Origin of the sequence: Enterococcus sp. DIV0755f (assembly GCF_051713725.1) — a bacterium.
GTDB classification, from domain to species: Bacteria; Bacillota; Bacilli; order Lactobacillales; family Enterococcaceae; genus Enterococcus_D; species Enterococcus_D casseliflavus.
Window position 1 is genome coordinate 85829 of the sequence record NZ_JBIOQL010000001.1, and the last position, 18041, is coordinate 103869.

Annotated in this window: 15 protein-coding genes; 10 read left to right on the forward strand and 5 right to left on the reverse strand. The window is 45.8% G+C overall.

The genetic code is table 11. The features are described from left to right. Window positions 1-16 precede the first annotated feature (16 nt). On the reverse strand, window positions 17-997 hold the full coding sequence (locus tag IGI73_RS00385; protein ID WP_005226544.1) for a polyprenyl synthetase family protein: 981 nt from the start codon (window positions 995-997) through the stop codon (window positions 17-19). Between the two features lie 93 nt (window positions 998-1090). Here IGI73_RS00385 and IGI73_RS00390 point away from each other — a divergent pair, with 93 nt between their 5' ends. The 3 genes from IGI73_RS00390 (at window position 1091) to IGI73_RS00400 (ending at window position 4311) form a co-directional block, all read left to right on the forward strand. After that, on the forward strand, window positions 1091-1993 hold the full coding sequence (locus tag IGI73_RS00390) for a prenyltransferase (protein ID WP_005226546.1): 903 nt from the start codon (window positions 1091-1093) through the stop codon (window positions 1991-1993). A gap of 31 nt (window positions 1994-2024) precedes the next feature. Continuing rightward, the gene (locus IGI73_RS00395) at window positions 2025-3233 is read left to right on the forward strand and encodes an NAD(P)/FAD-dependent oxidoreductase (protein WP_015508719.1); all 1209 of its coding nucleotides are present in this window, start codon (window positions 2025-2027) and stop codon (window positions 3231-3233) included. Between the two features lie 136 nt (window positions 3234-3369). Beyond that, window positions 3370-4311 (forward strand): FAD:protein FMN transferase, encoded by a 942-nt coding sequence (locus IGI73_RS00400; protein WP_428207022.1) that lies wholly within the window; start codon window positions 3370-3372, stop codon window positions 4309-4311. Window positions 4312-4373: 62 nt separating this feature from the next. Here the strand turns inward: IGI73_RS00400 and IGI73_RS00405 are convergent, their stop codons facing one another. Then, the gene (locus IGI73_RS00405; protein ID WP_428207021.1) at window positions 4374-5288 is read right to left on the reverse strand and encodes a LysR family transcriptional regulator; all 915 of its coding nucleotides are present in this window, start codon (window positions 5286-5288) and stop codon (window positions 4374-4376) included. 263 nt (window positions 5289-5551) lie between these two features. On the opposite strand from IGI73_RS00405, the gene IGI73_RS00410 reads away from it, so the two are divergent. The 7 genes from IGI73_RS00410 to IGI73_RS00440 all read left to right on the forward strand — a co-directional run bounded on the left by IGI73_RS00410 (window position 5552) and on the right by IGI73_RS00440 (window position 14530). After that, entirely contained in the window at window positions 5552-6157 is a 606-nt protein-coding gene (locus IGI73_RS00410; protein WP_005226550.1) for an NADPH-dependent FMN reductase, read from the forward strand. Window positions 6158-6175: 18 nt separating this feature from the next. Next, the gene (locus IGI73_RS00415) at window positions 6176-8602 is read left to right on the forward strand and encodes a flavocytochrome c (protein WP_086338876.1); all 2427 of its coding nucleotides are present in this window, start codon (window positions 6176-6178) and stop codon (window positions 8600-8602) included. A gap of 90 nt (window positions 8603-8692) precedes the next feature. After that, window positions 8693-9922: an L-lactate MFS transporter gene (locus IGI73_RS00420; protein WP_428207020.1), complete on the forward strand. Its 1230-nt coding sequence runs from the start codon at window positions 8693-8695 to the stop codon at window positions 9920-9922. Window positions 9923-10143: 221 nt separating this feature from the next. Next, the gene (locus IGI73_RS00425; protein ID WP_074934316.1) at window positions 10144-12246 is read left to right on the forward strand and encodes an SH3 domain-containing protein; all 2103 of its coding nucleotides are present in this window, start codon (window positions 10144-10146) and stop codon (window positions 12244-12246) included. A gap of 241 nt (window positions 12247-12487) precedes the next feature. Continuing rightward, window positions 12488-12991, forward strand: a complete 504-nt coding sequence (locus IGI73_RS00430; RefSeq protein WP_005226556.1) for a general stress protein — start codon at window positions 12488-12490, stop codon at window positions 12989-12991. 268 nt (window positions 12992-13259) lie between these two features. Then, a complete protein-coding gene (locus IGI73_RS00435; protein ID WP_015508723.1) occupies window positions 13260-13826 on the forward strand; it encodes a hypothetical protein in 567 nt (188 codons plus the stop codon). 290 nt (window positions 13827-14116) lie between these two features. Continuing rightward, window positions 14117-14530: a phosphate-starvation-inducible PsiE family protein gene (locus tag IGI73_RS00440; RefSeq protein WP_010748527.1), complete on the forward strand. Its 414-nt coding sequence runs from the start codon at window positions 14117-14119 to the stop codon at window positions 14528-14530. A 33-nt stretch (window positions 14531-14563) separates the two neighbouring features. Here IGI73_RS00440 and IGI73_RS00445 read toward each other — a convergent pair whose 3' ends face one another. The 3 genes from IGI73_RS00445 to IGI73_RS00455 are packed head-to-tail and all read right to left on the reverse strand — an operon-like array spanning window position 14564 to window position 17891. Further along, window positions 14564-16435, reverse strand: coding sequence for a fructose-1,6-bisphosphatase (locus IGI73_RS00445; protein WP_428207019.1), 1872 nt, complete (start codon window positions 16433-16435; stop codon window positions 14564-14566). Beyond that, window positions 16425-17243, reverse strand: coding sequence for a pyruvate, water dikinase regulatory protein (locus IGI73_RS00450; RefSeq protein WP_325816154.1), 819 nt, complete (start codon window positions 17241-17243; stop codon window positions 16425-16427). Before IGI73_RS00450 ends, IGI73_RS00445 begins: the two co-directional genes overlap by 11 nt. 12 nt (window positions 17244-17255) lie before the next feature. Continuing rightward, window positions 17256-17891, reverse strand: coding sequence for a helix-turn-helix transcriptional regulator (locus IGI73_RS00455; RefSeq protein ID WP_005232817.1), 636 nt, complete (start codon window positions 17889-17891; stop codon window positions 17256-17258). Between the last annotated feature and the right edge of the window lie 150 nt (window positions 17892-18041).

Genomic DNA, 18041 nt, shown 5'->3' on the forward strand with positions numbered 1-18041 from the left:
CTCATTGCTCTATGGGTCAGTAATTGCGCTGCAAGAGCAGTTCAGTTAATGAACGAATTTTGGCTTTGCTAGGTGCTTCGGGCAGCAGATCGATGTCGTCTAAGGCTTTTTGCGTGTAGGTGACCGCGAAAGCGCGCGCTTTTTCAACACCGCCGTAACGGACGACAAGATCCGCAACTTCTTGGGCTTCTGCCAAGGAGAGTGCTGCTTTTTTATTCAAATAAGGAGCGAATGCTGCAGGTGCCTGTTCTTTGGCAAATAGCAGCGGTAAGGTATAGACTCCTTGTGCCAAATCTTCTAGAATCGGTTTTTTCAAAGTGCCGCTATCAGAGGTGTAGTCGAGAATATCGTCGAATACTTGAAAGGCGATCCCGATGTTGCGACCGATCTCACCCGCCCGCTCTTGGTTTTCTGTGTCGAGGCCGCCAAAATGAGCGCCTTCGAGACAAGCGAGCCAAAACAGTTCAGCGGTTTTGCCGTTGATGCTTTGCAGATAGTCGTCAATCGATTCATGGATGTTGTAGCGAGTGTGCATTTGATCAAGTTCACCTAAAAGGAGTCGTTTCATGGCTTGTGCGTTGGTTTTTAAAAACGGGGAGCCATTCATACTTTCGATCAAAAGCTCAAAAAATTGGGTGAACAAAAGATCACCCGTGTAGACCGCGATATCCTTGCCGTATTTGGCTTGAACAGTGACTTGACTGCGCCGCAGCGGCGAATCGTCAATGATGTCGTCGTGGATCAAAGTGGCCATGTGTAAAATTTCTAGAGAAGCAGCAATTTTTGTTAATTGGTCGGTTTTTTTATAATGGGGATCGCCTAAGTCAGCAAACAAAAAAAAGAGCGCTGGCCGCAGCATTTTTCCACCTGAATAAGTAAAGTCGATCAAAACATCTTGTATCTCTTTGTTACGAACAGTAACGTGTTCTTCAATGATGGAACATACGGTTTTCAATCGTTGTTCGATCGTCGGATAATCGATCCAAAAGTCAAACATAGTATAACCCTTTCTAACAGTCATTCAGCCCTTATTCTAGCGTAAAGGGGCGTGATTGACTAGTTTAATGCACTCACTAAAGGAGGTGAAGTTGTGACGCTACCTGTATTTTTAGAACTTGTCGAATTTAAAGCAAAAACCGCCAGTATTTTGCCATTTTTCATTGGTGTCTGCTACAGCTGGTACAATTATCAAACGATTCATCTTGGCTATGTCCTATTGTATTTCATTGCCATGCTGATCTTCAATATGGCGGTGGATATTTTAGATAACTACAACGATTACCATCATGCCACAGAAGGGCATGATTACAAAGAAAAGACCAATATCATTGGTCGGGAACAGTTGTCTGTCAAATTGGTTTTTTGGTTGATGGTCTCCATGATCATCGTTTCCGCCGCCATGGGAATCGCCTTGGCAATGGTGGTTGGTTGGCCGCTCTTTTGGATGGGACTGTATTGTTACCTAGTCGGGATCTTTTATTCCTCTGGTCCACGGCCGCTTTCTAGTTTGCCTTTAGGCGAGTTCTTTTCTGGCTTTACGATGGGCTTTATGATCTCACTGATCTGTGTCTACCTTAATGCCTATCAAACCTTTGAATGGAACATTGCCACGATTGGCAGTATTTTCTTGATCTCATTACCCAACACATTATGGATCGCCAACTTGATGCTGGCAAACAACATTTGTGATCTGGAAGAGGATGAAAAAAATGAGCGCTATACGCTGGTGCATTACCTTGGTAAAGCCCGTGCGTTGAAATTATTTATCACAATGAACGTCTTGGCGTTTGTTGCGATCATTGCCTCAGTTGCCCTCAACATTGCGCCTTGGTCACTGGTTCTGACCTTTTTCGCGGCGCCCTTTGTCTGGCAACAGACAAAACGATTTATGCAAAAACAAATCAAAAGAGAGACCTTCATTTGTGCCGTTCGGATCCTTGCGGTCGGAGCATGCGTACAAGTGCTGAGTTTTGCGATTGGTTTGATTTTATAATTTTTACAGCAAAGAAAGGAAGTAAGGAAACATGAAGGAAGTTGTCATTTTAGGAGCAGGGTATGCTGGATTGCGAGCATTGCACGTATTGCAAGGAGCAAAAGAAGCGTTTCACATCACATTGATCGACAAAAACGATTATCATTATGAGGCAACCGATCTTCATGAAGTTGCGGCCGGTACGCAACCAAGAGACCGCATTTGCTATCCCATCAATGATGTCGTTCGTCCCCAAAAGACGAGCTTTGTTCAAAAGGAAGTGGCGTCGATCGATCGTAACCAGCAAGTGATCGTTTTTAAAGATCAATCCACGTGCACCTATGATTATTTGATCGTGGCATTAGGCTTTGAATCAGAATCATTTGGGATCCCTGGTGTCGAGGAGCATGCGTTGGAAATGGTGGATGTCGACTCCGCAGAAAACATCTATCATCATTTGTTGAAACAAATGAAGGCATACAAAGAAACACAAAATCCTGACTACCTAAAAATCGTTGTCTGCGGTGCTGGTTTCACTGGAATCGAATTGCTAGGTTCATTGGTGGAAAACCGTAAAACCTTTGCGAAAGCAGCAGGTGTCAAACCAGAAGACATCAAACTGTACTGTGTCGAAGCAGTGACTCGTTTATTACCGATGTTTGATGAAAAACTATCGGATTACGGGATCAAAAATCTCGTTAAATGGGGCGTAAACTTCCTGACTGGTAAACCCATCAAAGCAATCAAACCAGGTGTCGTTGTCTATCAAAATGATGCCGATACAGGAGCAACAGCAGAATTATCAGCCAAAACCATCGTTTGGACCACAGGCGTCAGCGGCAGCCATGTGATGGCTGAATCAGACTTTTCTGCTCGTCGTGGTCGCGTGATGGTCAATCAAGACCTAACAGACCCTGATCATAGTAACGTCTATGTTGTCGGTGATGTTTCAGCAGTCATGGACCCAGCGACCAATCGCCCGTATCCAACAACGGCTCAAATCGCTTTGAAGATGGGGCAGCATGCGGGTAAAAACATCTTACGTCAAATGAACGGGGAAAAACCAGCAGATTTCCACTTTGAATCATTAGGTTCAGTGGCATCGATCGGCAATACCCATGCCTTTGGCTTAGTAGGGAAAATGGGCATCAAAGGCTATCCCGCTTCCGTGGTGAAAAAAGCCATTATGGACCGTTCCTTGTACCAAACCGGTGGGGTCAAAGAAGTATTGGCGAAAGGCCGCTTCGACTTTTATCATTGAGCAATAGAAACAGGAGACTGCGAGGGTGACCTCGCAGTTTTTTTTCAAAAAAAGCAGCAGCGGTATCCCGCAGACTACTTTTTTCTCCCAGAAACTGCTATGATAGCCAAAAGAACAGAACAAAGGAGCAAGGACAATGCCAGAAGGCCAACGAGTGTTACAGGGAATGGGAACGGTGATCACGATTTGGGTGCAGCATGAAACCCCAGAAGCGATCTTAGAGGAAGCAGCCAAAAGAGCTGCGGCCTTTGAACAGCGTTTTAGTGCCAATGACCCGACGTCTGAGTTGATGCAGATCAATCAGCAGGCAGGACAAGGAGCGATCGCTGCCACACAGGAATTGTTTGAATTGATCGCACTAGGGAAAGCCCATAGCGTACCCAAAGATAGCTACTTAAATATTGCCATCGGTCCTTTGGTGCAGGAATGGCGGATCGGGTTCCAAGATGCTCATCTACCAACGCCTGAGAAAATCGCGGAGCTGCTGCCAAAGACTGATCCTGCCAAGATCATTTTGGATGAAACGCTGCAGACCGTCGGGTTAGCTGCTGGCATGAAGCTTGATCTAGGGGCTGTGGCAAAAGGATATTTTGCTGATTTGTTGATGACCTATTTCAAACAGGTTGGTGTCACAGCCGCTTTGATCGATCTTGGAGGCAATGTGGTGACTTACGGCGATGCCCCGAGCCATCAAGATGGCTATTGGCGGATCGGGATCCAAAACCCTTTCTTACCAAGAGGGAATTTTGTCGCAGCGTTGAAGGTTCGTAATCAATCAGTCGTTACATCAGGGATCTATGAACGAACCTATCAGGTAGCGGGCAAGACCTATCATCATATTTTTGATCGAGATACGGGCTATCCGTTAGAGTCAGCCATTGCCAGTGTCACGATTCTCTCCGACCAATCGGTTGATGGAGAGATTTGGACGACCCGCTTGTTCGGCAAAGAGCCACAAGCCATCTTGCAGGAGCTGGCGCCGTTAGAAGGAATCACTGGGTTAGTCATTACCAAACATGGAGAGTTGATCTATCCGCAAGAATTAGCCCGTTTGATCGAAACGCCAACAGCAGAATGAAAACAAGCAGCGATCACCTAGGAATATAGGTGGTGGCTGCTTGTTTTTTTGTAAAAAGAAAGCTAGACGTGTTGCAAAAAGGTCTCGATCAAGTCGGCTTCGCTGTTTGACAATGCCCGTTCGGCTTGATGGGCAATAAAATAGGTGAGGGACAAGAGTTCCTCTGGCATCGGATAAAGATTAAAAGGAGTCGCAGTCGCTGCTTGCAGCACGCTTTCGGGTACGATCGCAATCCCAAGGTTGTTTTCTGCCAATGCTGCTGCTGTATAAATATTGCTGCTTTCTATGAGCACGGTCGCCTCTACTTTGTATTTTTGCAGCAATTGATCGATTTGGCGCCGAATCGCCGAGCCGCTGGCAGTCAAAATCAACGGACTTTGCAGCAAGTCTTTGACGGCCAATGAATCAGGTACTAAATACCGCTTCTCTGGTTGATATAGGGGAGAACAAGGCGGAATGATCGCTAGATACCGTTCTTGATTGGTACTGTGGACTGTTAGATTCGGTGCGATCGTCTCAGGATTTTGTCCGATAAAAAAGTCCAGCTGCCCATTCAACAGTCGTTTTTCATTGTGTTTGGGCAGGTCTTCCCGCAAGAAAAAGTGCACGTTGGGATAGTGTTCATAATATGCAGGCAAAAAGAGTGGCAGCAGATAGGAACCAAGGCTGGGCAAGATGCCTAAGCGCAAAGAACGCTTCTCGGTCGCGGTATACCAAGACAGCCGACTTTTCAATTTGGCAGACTCTGTTTCCAAGGTTTCCAGATATTGATAATAGATTTTACCAGCTTCCGTCAGTTGAAAATGACCCGGCTGCCGATTGATGATGGGGGTCCCTAGCTCTTGTTCGGCACGTTTTACGGTTTGTGTCAAGTAAGGCTGTGAGATGTAGAGGTCTTTGGCGGCTTTGGTATAGTTGCTATGCTTTAACAAGGTATCGAGGTATTGCAGCATCAGATGGGAATCTTTAAGTGCCATTGCGTGGTCCTCCTAGTCATTTTTTTCATTATAACAAATTTGTTATCGATAGATAGTTAAATAAATATTTCACAAATAAAGAATTCAGTCGTACACTAAATGGGTACTTGGGGAAGATTTTTTTGTTTAGGAAGAAGCCTTTCATCTCAGTAGGTCTTAAAAACCAACTTGAGAAACGATTGAAAAAAGAAATCAAAGCCAATGGTCAAAAACTTTTTATTTATTGTTAAATGTTAAATTATTCACAATTAGGAGAGATGATAATGAAATTGATTGGAATCGTAGGAACCAACTCGACGCGTTCGACCAACCGTCGCTTACTGCAATTTATTCAAAGCCATTTTAGTGACCAAGCGGAGATCGAACTTTGCGAAATCAGTGATCTGCCAGCATTTAATGAACCAGAAGATCGGACGGCACCAGCGGCAGTTCAAGCCTTGTCAGAGAAGATCGAAGCAGCCGATGGGGTGATCATCAGTACACCAGAATACGATCACTCGATCCCAGCGGTGCTAAAAAGCATGATTGAATGGCTTTCTTATACGACGCGGCCTTTGATCGATAAACCAGTGATGATCACGGGTGCTTCTCTTGGTGCATTAGGTTCATCGAGAGCCCAAGCCCATTTGCGTCAGATCTTAGATGCACCAGAAGTAAAAGCTCGAATCATGCCGAGTGCGGAATTTTTATTAGGGCACTCCATGCAAGCCTTCGATGAACAAGGAAACTTGATCGATAGCGAAAAAGTTGCCGAACTAGAAGATTGTTTCAATGAATTTGTCTTGTTTGTCGAAATCACGAACCGTCTGGTCAGTGAATATTCAACGGCTAAAGAACGAGCAAAGAAATTTTCGTGGGAACAAGCATAAGAAAGAGAGGAACCAGTCATGAAATTTGTCGGCCTAATCGGAACGAACGCCAAAAAATCCACCAATCGCCAATTAGTGGCGTTTATGCAGCGAGAATTTGCTGCCCTAGCAGAAATTGAACTACTGGAAATCAAGGATGTTCCAATGTTCAATGAAACACAAGATCAAACCAATAGTGAAGTGATTCAACGGTTAAATAGCAAGATTTTAGCAGCCGATGGGGTGATCATTGCGACACCAGAGCATAACCATTCGATTCCTTCCGCATTGAAAAGCGTCTTGGAATGGCTCTCCTTCAATCTCCATCCCTTTGATGGCAAACCAGTGATGATCGTCGGTGCATCCTACGATGTACAAGGCTCTTCGCGAGCACAGCTTCATTTGCGCCAAATCCTTGATGCACCGGGTGTCAATGCGACAGTCATGCCAGGAAATGAGTTCTTGTTGGGACGTGCGCATCAAGCCTTTGATGAACAAGGCAATTTAAAAGATCAACGAACGGTCGATTTTTTGGAAAGCTGTTTCCGCAAGTTTGTTCGGTTTACGGAAGTCGCTAATTTGTTGAACGTACCAGAAGAAGTCGTTTATGAGCCTGGCGAATACACCGTCACAGCACCAGGACATAACGGGGATCTACCAATGGTCGTCAAATTGAGTGAAGAACGGATCGAAGCTATCGATATCGATACTTCTGGTGAATCCGAAGGGATCGCTGATGTCGTTTTCGTACGGATTCCTCAAGAGATCATTGAAGGGCAAACCTTAAATGTCGATGCGATCTCTGGTGCTTCGGTTACTAGTAACGGTGTCGTTGATGGCGTAGCAAAAGCCGTGAAAATGGCTGGTGCGAACCCAGATGTCTTGCGCAAACGGCCAAAAGCCGCCAGTGCTTTGCAAACAGAAGATGAAACGTATACCACCGATGTCGTTGTCGTAGGTGGTGGCGGCGCGGGTCTGAGTGCGGCTGCCAGTGTGCTGCAAGCCAATAAAGACGTGATCTTAGTAGAAAAATTCCCAGCGATCGGTGGCAATACTGTACGTACTGGCGGACCGATGAATGCCGCGGATCCAAAATGGCAAAACGGCTTTTCCGCATTGCCTGGCGAACGCAGTGCTTTAGAAGAAGTGCTGACGATCGATGAGCAAGAGATCGATGCAGAATACTTACCAGACTTCAAAGCTTTGAAGGCACAAATCACTGCGTATCTTTCAGAAACGACGCCAGAAAAAGAATACTTGTTTGATTCTGCTTTGTGGCATCGAATTCAAACCTATTTAGGCGGAAAACGCAAAGATTTGAATGGTCAACCGATCTATGGGAAATACGAGCTAGTGAAGATCTTGACGGATCAAGCATTGGACTCAGTGAAATGGCTAGAAGAAATCGGCGTAGAATTTGATATGAACAATGTCGATATGCCAGTAGGAGCGAAATGGCGCCGAGGACATAAACCAGTCAAAAACGAAGGGTATGCCTTTGTCTCTGCTTTGCATCAATTCGTGAAAGAACATGGGGGAACGATCTTAACCGATACGCCTGTCAAAGAATTATTGATCGAAGATGGCAAGGTTACTGGAATCATCGGGGAAGGCCGTAACGGTCAAAAAGTCACGATCCATGCCAAAGCAGTGATTTTAGCTTCTGGTGGGTTCGGAGCGAATACGAAAATGTTGAAACAATACAATACCTATTGGACAGAGATCGAAGACGATATCAAAACGTCAAATTCACCAGCGATCACTGGTGACGGGATCAAACTAGGGGAAAGTGCTGGCGCGGACCTTGTTGGCATGGGCTTTTCGCAAATGATGCCCGTATCTGATCCAAACACAGGGGCTTTGTTCAGTGGCCTGCAAGTGCCACCTGCTAACTTTGTGATGGTCAATCAAAAGGGTGAACGCTTTGTCAATGAATACGAAAGCCGCGATGTATTGACCCAAGCGGCGATCGATAATGGCGGATTGTTCTATTTGATCGCGGATGAAGAGATCAAGAAAACCGCTTATAACACGAGCCAAGAAAAAATCGATAAGCAAGTAGCTGCTGGTACGCTGTTCCGCAGTGAGACCTTGGCTGGCCTGGCAGAGCAGATCAATGTTGATCCAGCCGTCTTAGAGGCGACCGTTGCGAAATACAACAGCTATGTGGATGCTGGGAAGGACCCAGAGTTTGGCAAAGATGTCTTCGACTTGAAAGTGGAAAAAGCACCTTTCTATGCCACACCAAGAAAACCAGCGGTTCACCACACGATGGGGGGATTGAAGATCGATCCGCAAACCCATGTGTTGACGAAGGAAGATCAAATCATTGAAGGGCTGTATGCAGCGGGGGAAGTTGCTGGGGGGATTCATGCTGGCAATCGCTTAGGCGGCAACTCGTTGACAGACATCTTTACTTTTGGCCGAATTGCTGGAAAAACAGCAGTCGCAGAACATCTCGAATAAAAAGCCTTGCGCGTTGTGTCTCGACACGCGCGCTAGCTTTTGAAAAAACATGTGAATAAAGTAACATGCTTAAAGCAAAGGAGAGAAAAAATGGAAACAAAAATCAATCGCTGGCTGATTCTGATCGCTTCGACCGCGGTATTGCTGTGTACGGGCGCCGTTTACGCCTTTAGTGTTTTTGCAGGACCTCTTAGTCAATTAAAAGGCTGGTCCATGGAAGAGATCATGTTAGCCTTTACCATCAATGCCGCAGTTGGCCCGATTACCATGATTTTGGGTGGTTTGCTGACAGACCGAGGAGCCGCTAGATGGGTCATCGCTGGTGGAGGCGTGTTGTTCGGAGCGGGCTTCTTCCTGACGGGATTGGTCAACTCACCCGCCATGCTTTACCTGACTTATGGAGTCTTTGCTGGTTTAGGGCAAGGCTTTGCCTATTCGGCTTGTTTAAGCAATACGATTCGGCTATTCCCAGATAAACGGGGACTGGCTTCTGGCTTGATCACAGCAGGTATGGGTGGGGCAGCGATTATTGCCGCACCGATTGCGAATCGTTTGATCGAATCACAAGATGTACTAGCAGCGTTTCGGACTTTAGGGATCGCCTATATCGTGATCGTCTTAGTGGCTAGTCTGTTTATTCGCAAGGCACCAGAAGATTATCGCCCAGCAGGTTGGCAACCAGCGGCGCAAGGAAAAAATGGCCCACAAATCAATCTGAATTGGTTGGACATGCTAAAGACACCAACCTTCTACTTGATTATCGTTATGTTAGGTGCAGGGGCTTTCTCAGGTTTGATGATTGCTTCTAACGCATCAGTGATCGGGCAAAGTATGTTCGGTTTGACGGCAGCCGCCGCTGCTTTTTATGTCAGCTTGTACTCATTGAGCAACTGTTTTGGTCGTGTCCTTTGGGGCACCGTTTCTGATAAAATTGGTCGAACGAATACGTTGATGATCATCTATGGCGTGGTGGCATTGTCCTTATTCTTATTAACGCTTGGTCAAACAACCGTGATCTTCACTGTCGGGATCATCGGTTTAGGACTGTGCTTCGGGGGCGTGATGGGGGTTTTCCCATCGATCGTTATGGAAAATTACGGACCGATCAATCAAGGAGTCAACTATGGAATCGTCTTTATTGGTTATTCTACGGCGGCATTCTTTGGGCCTAGAGTGGCAGCAGCAATCGCTGAAAGCAACCAAGGAGATTATACAAAAGCCTTTTATACGGCAATTTTCTTGGCGGTTTTTGGGCTCGTTCTCAACATTGGCTATGCGATGCTGAAAAAAGCCAAAAAGCCTGCACCTGTTATTAAATAACAATTCAACCAAAGCAGTCTTTTTGATAAAGGCTGCTTTTTTGGTGCCAAAACCACTCTTTTTTCTTTTTTTAAAACAGAGGATTGGCGGATGAAGCAAAAGAGAGAACTGTTTCATAGCAAGAAATTATCTCGTTGATTTCACTGTTTTTTCATCTTAACCCCCCATTTTTTAATAAATCGTGTTACAATAAAAAAAGGCTAATACGACGGAGGGATTAAATGACAATTCGTAAAGAACGACGCCGCTTAGAAAAGCGCTTGAAGCGCACACAATATACCCAAAAAAGTATTACGATGGCTACTACTTTAGTAGCGGGATCAACGTTTATCCCGACCTTAGGGCATGCGGCTGAAACGGCAACGACAGAAACTAGCAATGACCTCAAGGTCGTTGAACAAACAACAAACACTACACCAGAAACCGACAGCACACCGGTTGAGGAAACGACAGCATCGACGACAGCACCTGTTGTGACCGAAGAAACTTCGGAAACGACGGAGGAGTCAGGGACTAAAGCAGTCACTGAGGGATCAGAAACAGCGACGACAGAAAGCACAACAGTCGCTAGTGATGAAGTCTTAGAAGCAGATGAAGTACCATCAGCCCTTTCGGATTTGACCAGTCGGGCATTATTTTCACGGGCAACGATCGATCCGGCTGCCTTTATCAGTCAGATTTGCGGCTATGCAACGGAAGTAGCGGCAGCAAACGATCTGTATGCCTCTGTTATGATGGCACAAGCGATTTTGGAATCTGGCTGGGGCGCATCAACTTTGACGACCACGGCCAACAATATGTTTGGGATCAAAGGTAGCTATAATGGCCAATACGTGACAATGGATACGTATGAAGATGATGGTTCAGGCAATTATTATTTGATCAGCGCCAAGTTTCGGAAATACCCATCATTAAAAGAGTCTTTTGAAGACAATGCGTATGTGTTGCGCAACACGAGTTTTTCTAGCGGCAACTACTATTACAGCGGTGCGTGGAAAAGCAATACGACCTCTTACACGCAAGCGACCGCTTGGCTGCAAGGGCGGTATGCAACCGATACTTCTTATGCCAGCAAATTAAACAATTTGATCAGTACGTATAATTTAACGCAATATGACACTGGCAGCTCAAATGCAGGCGGCGGCAATAGCAATGAAACGATCGTCAGTGATGAAACAGCGATCAATCAGCAAATGAAAACCACGTCATCCATGAATATTCGTTCGGATGCCTCCACCAGTGCCTCTATTACTGGTTCGTTAGCAGCCAATACGACGTTTACGGCAACGGCGACCAAAACGGGCACCAGCGTCAACGGCAACACCACGTGGTATAAAATTTCTGGCAAAGGCTGGGTCAGCGGTGCATATTTGACGAAGGTTTCGACCGATTCTTCAAATAACAATAGCGGATCAGGCAACACCGGTTCTGACAATAGCAATTCTGGCACGACGATCAACAAAAAAATGAAGACGACGGAAGCGATGAATATTCGTTCCAGCGCTTCTACTAGCGGATCAGTGGTAGGATCACTTAGCAAAGGCACGACCTTTACAGCCACTTCTATGAAAACCGGCACATCAGTCAACGGCAACAAAAATTGGTACTATGTCTCTGGCAAAGGTTGGGTCAGCGGTGCCTACCTTACTGAAGTGACCAACAATAATGCTTCTGAAGCAGAAAAAGAAGACAACAGTTCAAGCATCAATCAAAAAATGAAGACGACGGCCGCATTGAATGTCCGCTCGGATGCTTCTACCAGCAGCCGTGTCGTGACGACGCTTGGTCAAGGGGTGACCGTTACCGTGACAGCGAAAAAGAACGGTACTTCAGTGGAAGGCAATAAAACGTGGTACTACGTTTCTGGCAAAGGTTGGGTCAGTGGTGCCTACTTGACAACAACCAGCAGCTCTTCCAATAACAGCGGTTCAACGACGACAAATCAGAAAATGAAAACCACCGAGATTTTAAATGTTCGTTCCGATGCTTCTACCAGCAGCAGTATTACTGGTTCTTTAAGTAAAGGGGCAACCGTCACGGTTACCGCAACAAAAACCGGGACGACCGTCAATGGCACGAACAAATGGTATTATGTTTCTGGCAAAGGCTGGGTCAGCGGTGCCTACTTGACAGCTGCTAGCAGTGGGTCTTCTAATACGAATACCAGCAGTAGTTCAACGAAGACGCACACGGTGAAATCAGGTGACAGCCTATGGTCACTGGCACAAAAATACAATACCAGCATCAGCCAAATCGCATCATGGAACAAGATCAACAGCAGCTATACGATCTATGTCGGGCAAAAGTTGATCGTTTCCAAATAATAAGCAAAAGCAACCGCGTGTATGCCATTGGCTCACGCGGTTTTTTATGCTGGATCAAGCGTTCACTAAGCTGCTGGCGGTTTATCAAGAAACTACTTGTTTTTCGTAAGCGCAATCAAACTATTTGGTTAATCAGGGAACCCTGCGTTAGAATGAAAGAAGCAATAGAAATTGCTAGTTTTAAAAGAATTGCTTCAGAACCAGAACAATCGAAGCGTACACAAAATAAGGAGGATTTCACATGCACAACAGAAACCTAACGATTATTGGCAGTTACGACACTCGAACAGAAGTATTACCGGTTATTGAGCAATTGACAAACGAAGGCTATGGCAAAGACGATATCGTGCTGTATGCGAATCAAACAGTCATCGATCAATTTGGGTTAGAATCCATCGATGATGTGGAAGTGGAGCATGCTGCTAGTGAAGACGAAGATCGTTCGCTTTGGGAAAAAATCAAAGATGCGTTTTCTTTTGGCGATTCAGATCACAGAGACGATGAACATGATCCATTATACGGCTACCGAGATGACATCGAACGAGACAAACTCGTTGTCGGCGTCTACGATTATCAGCCGATGGACAAAATAACGGATCGTGATGCAGATACTGAGCCAATCATCGATCAACCGTTACCAGGTGAAACAGCGATGCCCGATGAGTCCGTTCATCCAACACCGCGCATGGGAGACAGTGATATTGAAGCACCGATCCATGACCCGAATCATCTGCGAAACTTATAAGTAAAAGAATTTCTTAAGTAAAGGAACTATTAAAGCCAGAGGAACGAGCATCCGTCGCACCTGCCAACCCTTAGTGAAGGGATGGGCCCGCAGGTGATCGACCGTCGCCCTCGGGCTTTTTTTGTTGCGCAACGGGCATTCATGTCTTTGTCATCTTTGAAAATAAAACTTAATTTGTTGACGATTGCTTTTTTTTGTATAATATAAGAATGAGATAGATCATTGACGGAAGGTCCAACCATATTTTTGGGAAAGGATGGGGAGTGCGATGAAATTCAAGTTCAATATGCAGTCGGCATTAGTCAGTTGTTTTGTTGCGGTTTTTTTGAGTGTGGCGATCAATCAAGATGCCAATGCCTTTGTTGCCGCGCCCTTTGTTCGAGATTCTTCCAGTAGTTCCTCCGAGCCACCTTACCAGACCGCAAGCAGCAGTATCGAAGAAACCTCTGATTCCAGTCAGATTTTTTATGAAGCCAGTGTTAGTTCGTATACACCGTCTTCAACGACTAGTCGCTCGATCGAAGCGTCGACAAATGAAGGCACGTCTGTTTCTGTAAGCGAAGTAGAGACAGAGCCTAGCGTCAGTACTTCTGCAAGTAGCGAAAGCAGTTCGAGTACCGCGCCGAGTGGCGGCTCAACGACCACCAGCGATACCTCCAGCAGTAGCGCTAGCAGCAGTTCTTCAAGCTCTTCGTCTACGAGTTCGACCAGTACTACAACAAGCAGCTCCAGCAGTGAAACGACTGAACCGTCTTCGGAAACCTCCAATAGCGATGACGAAGCTGCGGAAGATACGAGTGAAAACGTTGATCTAACAGTCGAAGGGGTCAACTGATCCCAGTTTATAAGGAAAACCAGTCCAATCCAAAGGCACCATTTCAGCTAGGCTTTATGCCTAGCTTTTTTATTTGCTTGTGTGAAGGAGTCACGCCTGGCCATTGCCATAAACAGGCTTTTTCGTGGCTGCGTCCCCATAAAGCAGCTATCCCTTTTGACTAGTGAAAAAAGCGACTACCCTCAGTCCTGCGTGTTTATTTCCTTCCTTCCTAAAAAAAGCTGCACTTGCAAGCATATCGTAAAGTGATTTTGAACAGTTTCGCTATAATAAGTGCGAGGAGGGGTGTTATGGGAAAGTATTTTAAGCACTTCGAAAAAATGATTAGTGTGATTGTTGATATTATGTTAGGACTGTTGGTTCTGTTGGTTTTGGTGGTGATGGCGGAAGCGATCTACAAAATCGTTGTCCATGTGATCCCGCTGCATGAAGTCAGTGATCTTTCCTTATTGATCGAAGAGATCGCGACATTGTTTATTTTACTGGAAATTATTTTGATGTTATTGCGTTACGTAAAAGAAGGTCACCATATTCCGGTGCGTTACTTGATTTTGATCAGTATTACAGCAATTTTAAGAGAGCTGCTTTTGGCACAAGGAAAAGGGTTAGAAACGCTCTTTTTGGCCTTAGCGATCTTGGTCTTGATCATTGTGCTGCAGGCGTTGGAAAAACTCAAAGCCTTTCATAGTTCTAAAGGACTGTAAAAAAAATCATCCGATTGGTTGACGAATGACTCGTCAAGGGATCGGATGATTTTTTAATTCTTCAAAAAGCACTCGGCTTTCTTGCTGCAGCCGCTTGCCGATATCTGTTTGCCCTACCGTTGTTCTTTCCGTTTGCCGCACGACGATTTTTTTCTGAGTGACGATGTCACGTCGCTGCTGGATGGCTTGCTGGCGATCTGTAAAGGGTTGATGGGCTGCTAAGGTCATGCCGAAGGAATTTGACAACAGCGTGTAACCAGCAATGCCTGTGACGGATTGATAGGAGCGAGAGAGTCCGCCATCGATCACCAATAAACGACCATTTGCCTTGATGGGCGTCTCGCCTTTACGCACTTTCACAGGGGTATGGCCATTGATGATGTGACCTGTCGGCGGCAGACCGAAGGCAGCTAGGACACGGCAGCAGAAGTCTTCGTTTTCCCTTAAAGAATAATAGGCATTTTTTTGTTCCGTATGGGTGTTGCGATCTGCTATAAAGTAGCGCTCAAAGGTTTTCATGGCTTTTTTGCCGAAGAGGGAAGAGCCTTCGCCGCACCAAAGATACCAGATCATATCGGTGGCAAGGTCTGTTTGCTTTTCTGGTTGGGCAAAGCTTTCCTGCAAACATTGCTGAAAAAAGTCCATCAACGCTTTGCCTGCTAAGGGCTGCTGCTGGAAAGTAAAGGCCAGGAAATCGCCGTTTTCCTGACAAGGCAGGCAGCCGTGATACAGCAGGTTGTCGTTGAAGCGCTGGTACAATGTGCCATGCTCAACTAAAAAGCGCATATGCGCAGCTAAGCGGGGCGAGCGTTGAAATTGGCTCAGCAAATCTTGCAGTACCTCATGTTCTTCTGCTGTCAAACGGTAAGGATCATCGGGAGCTACTAGTTGAAAACAGCCGTTGATCAAAGGATAGGTCTGGTCTAGCTGGATTTGTTGCCGATCTTGAGACAAGCGATGCAACAAGCAGCGCTCTGCCATCGCAAATGCTGGTCGCCGCTGGATCACGGCTGCTTCGACTTTGAATTGGATGATGGCAAACGCCTGTTGCAAAAGCATGGCTGCTTTTTTTTGCTGGTTTGATAAAGGGTCCACTGTTTTTTGCGGATAAAAGCCTTCATTTTCTGTGTAATATTTTTGGCTAAAAGCCAGTGCTTTTGATAGATCGATGCCATAACCATCTTGTAATAATGCCAGATTGCCGTAGCGTGCAGCGATGCGGATCGTATTGGCCAAACAGGGCAGCGAGCCGCAAAAGCTGCCGATCCACAAAATATCATGGTTGCCTAGCTGAATATCCAGTGAGGGCAAAGTCATCAAGCGATCGACGATTTTGTCTGGCGCTGGTCCGCGATCATAAATATCGCCTAAGACGTGGAGATGATCCACTACGAAGCGCTGAATCAAGTACGCCAGTTCTTGGCAAAAAAGCGGGGCTGCCTCTAATTCAATGATCTTATCAAAAATCGCCCGATAGTAAGCTTCTTTATTGAAGTCAGCATCATATTGGTACAACAGTTCTTCTAAGATATAAGCAAAAGAAGACGGCAGTGCTTTGCGTACCTTGGAGCGTGTGTATTTACTGGAAGTAAAGCGGGCAACTTTTACTAGCTGTGCCATCTTTAAGCGCCAATCGGCAGGGGTCCAGGCCTGTTCTTGTAATAGCTCCTCTGGATAATAAATGACAAAACAAAGTTCAGTCTGTTCTTCTTTCGTCAAGACGCCAGTATACAAAATCTCGACTTTTTCTCGGATACTGCCAGAACCATTCCGCAAAATATGGTCAAAGGCATCGTATTCGCCATGCAGATCGCTGACAAAGTGCTCGGTGGCTTTCGGCAGCTGCTGGATGGCTTCCAAGTTGATGATCTCGGTCAGGTTTGCCAAGGTGTCTTTATTGAACATGGGCCTGTTCTTTGGCTTGTTCTTCAATCAGCATCGCGCTTTCTTCAATGGAACGTTTGCTGACATCGATCACCGGAATGTTCAGCTTTTTGAACCATTCATTCGCGTAAGCTAATTCTGCTTCGATTCGTTCACAATTGGTGTAATGGGTCTCTTCTTTTAAGCCCAATGAATGCATTCGGGATCGCCGAATCTCGGTCAGAGATTCTGGATTCGTGGTCAAACCGACCATTTTTCGCGGGTCGACTTGGTGCACTTCGGCTGGCAAAGCAACTTCAGGAATCAAAGGCAGATTTGCCACTTTGTAGCCGCGGTTTGCCATGTATAAACTCAATGGTGTCTTCGAGGTTCGCGAAACCCCTAAGAGGACAAAGTCTGCATCGAGAAATCCCCGTGGGTCTTTGCCGTCGTCGTATTTCACCGCAAATTCCATCGCTGCCACCCGGCTGAAATATGCTTGGTTCAAGCGATGCAAGGCACCAGGCTCTTGGACGGCTTCTACACCGAATGTTTTTTCCAGCATCGTGGTCAAGGGCGACATAAAGTCGACATACTGCAAACCAGTCCGCTTGGCAAAGGTATCAACAAAGGCGACTAACTCTTTATTGACTAAGGTGGTAACGACGATCGATTTGTCTAGCAAGGCATCTTTGAGGATCTCGCCTAAGCTCTCTTCATCATTAGTAAAGGGAAAGAGCTGGATGTCTGAAAGGTCGATCGTGGGAAACTGCGCGGAAACGGCTGCGATCAGCTTTTGTGCCGTTTCGCCTACGGAATCTGAAATCAAATATATTCGAACGTTCTTCATTGTTTTTGCCCCCTAAAAGTGTGTGTTGTCACTGTCATTGCCTGCTTGAATAAAGTAATTCATCAGCCGTGTCTTCGTGATTTTGCCGATGACTTTTTTTGGTTCCTGCGGATCGACCACAGGCAAGGTATCGACTTCATGTCGCCCTAACAACGTACCAGCCGTCAAAATCGTTTCTTCGGGTGTGATGGTCACGATGTTTGGCATGCGAGTCATGATCATCGCTACAGGTGTTTTTTCTGGTGCGGCATTGCTGATCGCAAAGCGCAGTAGGTCTTTGCGGGAGAGGACCCCAATCAGCTCGTCTTGGTCATTTTTGACATAGAGGGAACCGACATCGTACATAAACAAAGTCGTGACCGCTTCATAAACGGAGACCGTTTGTGAGATCAGCAACGGCGGGATCATGACTTCTGCAACTTTGGTATGATAGAGTTTTTCGAAAAGCAAAGGCTCAACGGTTTGTCCTGTATAGAAATAGCCGACTTTCGGTCGGGCGTCTAATAAACCGGTCATGGTCAAAATCGATAAGTCATTCCGCAAGGTTGCGCGGCTCAAGCCCAACTGCTTCGCAATGGTCTCCCCACTGATCGGCTGATGCTCTTTGACGATCTCAATGATTTTCATTTGTCTTTGGCTTAATTCCAATGTGTCACCTTCTTTCTTTTATGTGCTATGCTATTGATTATATGATTTTCCGAATAAAAAGGCAATCCTTCTCTTTTAAAAAGGATAAATCCCTTAAAAGTTTTCTTTTTTCAGCTTGACGATTAAATGTGTCATACTATATACTGCTAA

Coding starts and splice junctions, on each gene's coding strand:
- IGI73_RS00425 (WP_074934316.1), top strand. CDS start 10,144: ATGACAATTCGTAAAGAACGACGCCGCTTAGAAAAGCGCTTGAAGCGC.
- IGI73_RS00440 (WP_010748527.1), top strand. CDS start 14,117: ATGGGAAAGTATTTTAAGCACTTCGAAAAAATGATTAGTGTGATTGTT.
- IGI73_RS00430 (WP_005226556.1), top strand. CDS start 12,488: ATGCACAACAGAAACCTAACGATTATTGGCAGTTACGACACTCGAACA.
- IGI73_RS00420 (WP_428207020.1), top strand. CDS start 8,693: ATGGAAACAAAAATCAATCGCTGGCTGATTCTGATCGCTTCGACCGCG.
- IGI73_RS00405 (WP_428207021.1), bottom strand. CDS start 5,288: ATGGCACTTAAAGATTCCCATCTGATGCTGCAATACCTCGATACCTTG.
- IGI73_RS00435 (WP_015508723.1), top strand. CDS start 13,260: ATGAAATTCAAGTTCAATATGCAGTCGGCATTAGTCAGTTGTTTTGTT.
- IGI73_RS00410 (WP_005226550.1), top strand. CDS start 5,552: ATGAAATTGATTGGAATCGTAGGAACCAACTCGACGCGTTCGACCAAC.
- IGI73_RS00385 (WP_005226544.1), bottom strand. CDS start 997: ATGTTTGACTTTTGGATCGATTATCCGACGATCGAACAACGATTGAAA.
- IGI73_RS00395 (WP_015508719.1), top strand. CDS start 2,025: ATGAAGGAAGTTGTCATTTTAGGAGCAGGGTATGCTGGATTGCGAGCA.
- IGI73_RS00445 (WP_428207019.1), bottom strand. CDS start 16,435: ATGTTCAATAAAGACACCTTGGCAAACCTGACCGAGATCATCAACTTG.
- IGI73_RS00415 (WP_086338876.1), top strand. CDS start 6,176: ATGAAATTTGTCGGCCTAATCGGAACGAACGCCAAAAAATCCACCAAT.
- IGI73_RS00450 (WP_325816154.1), bottom strand. CDS start 17,243: ATGAAGAACGTTCGAATATATTTGATTTCAGATTCCGTAGGCGAAACG.
- IGI73_RS00400 (WP_428207022.1), top strand. CDS start 3,370: ATGCCAGAAGGCCAACGAGTGTTACAGGGAATGGGAACGGTGATCACG.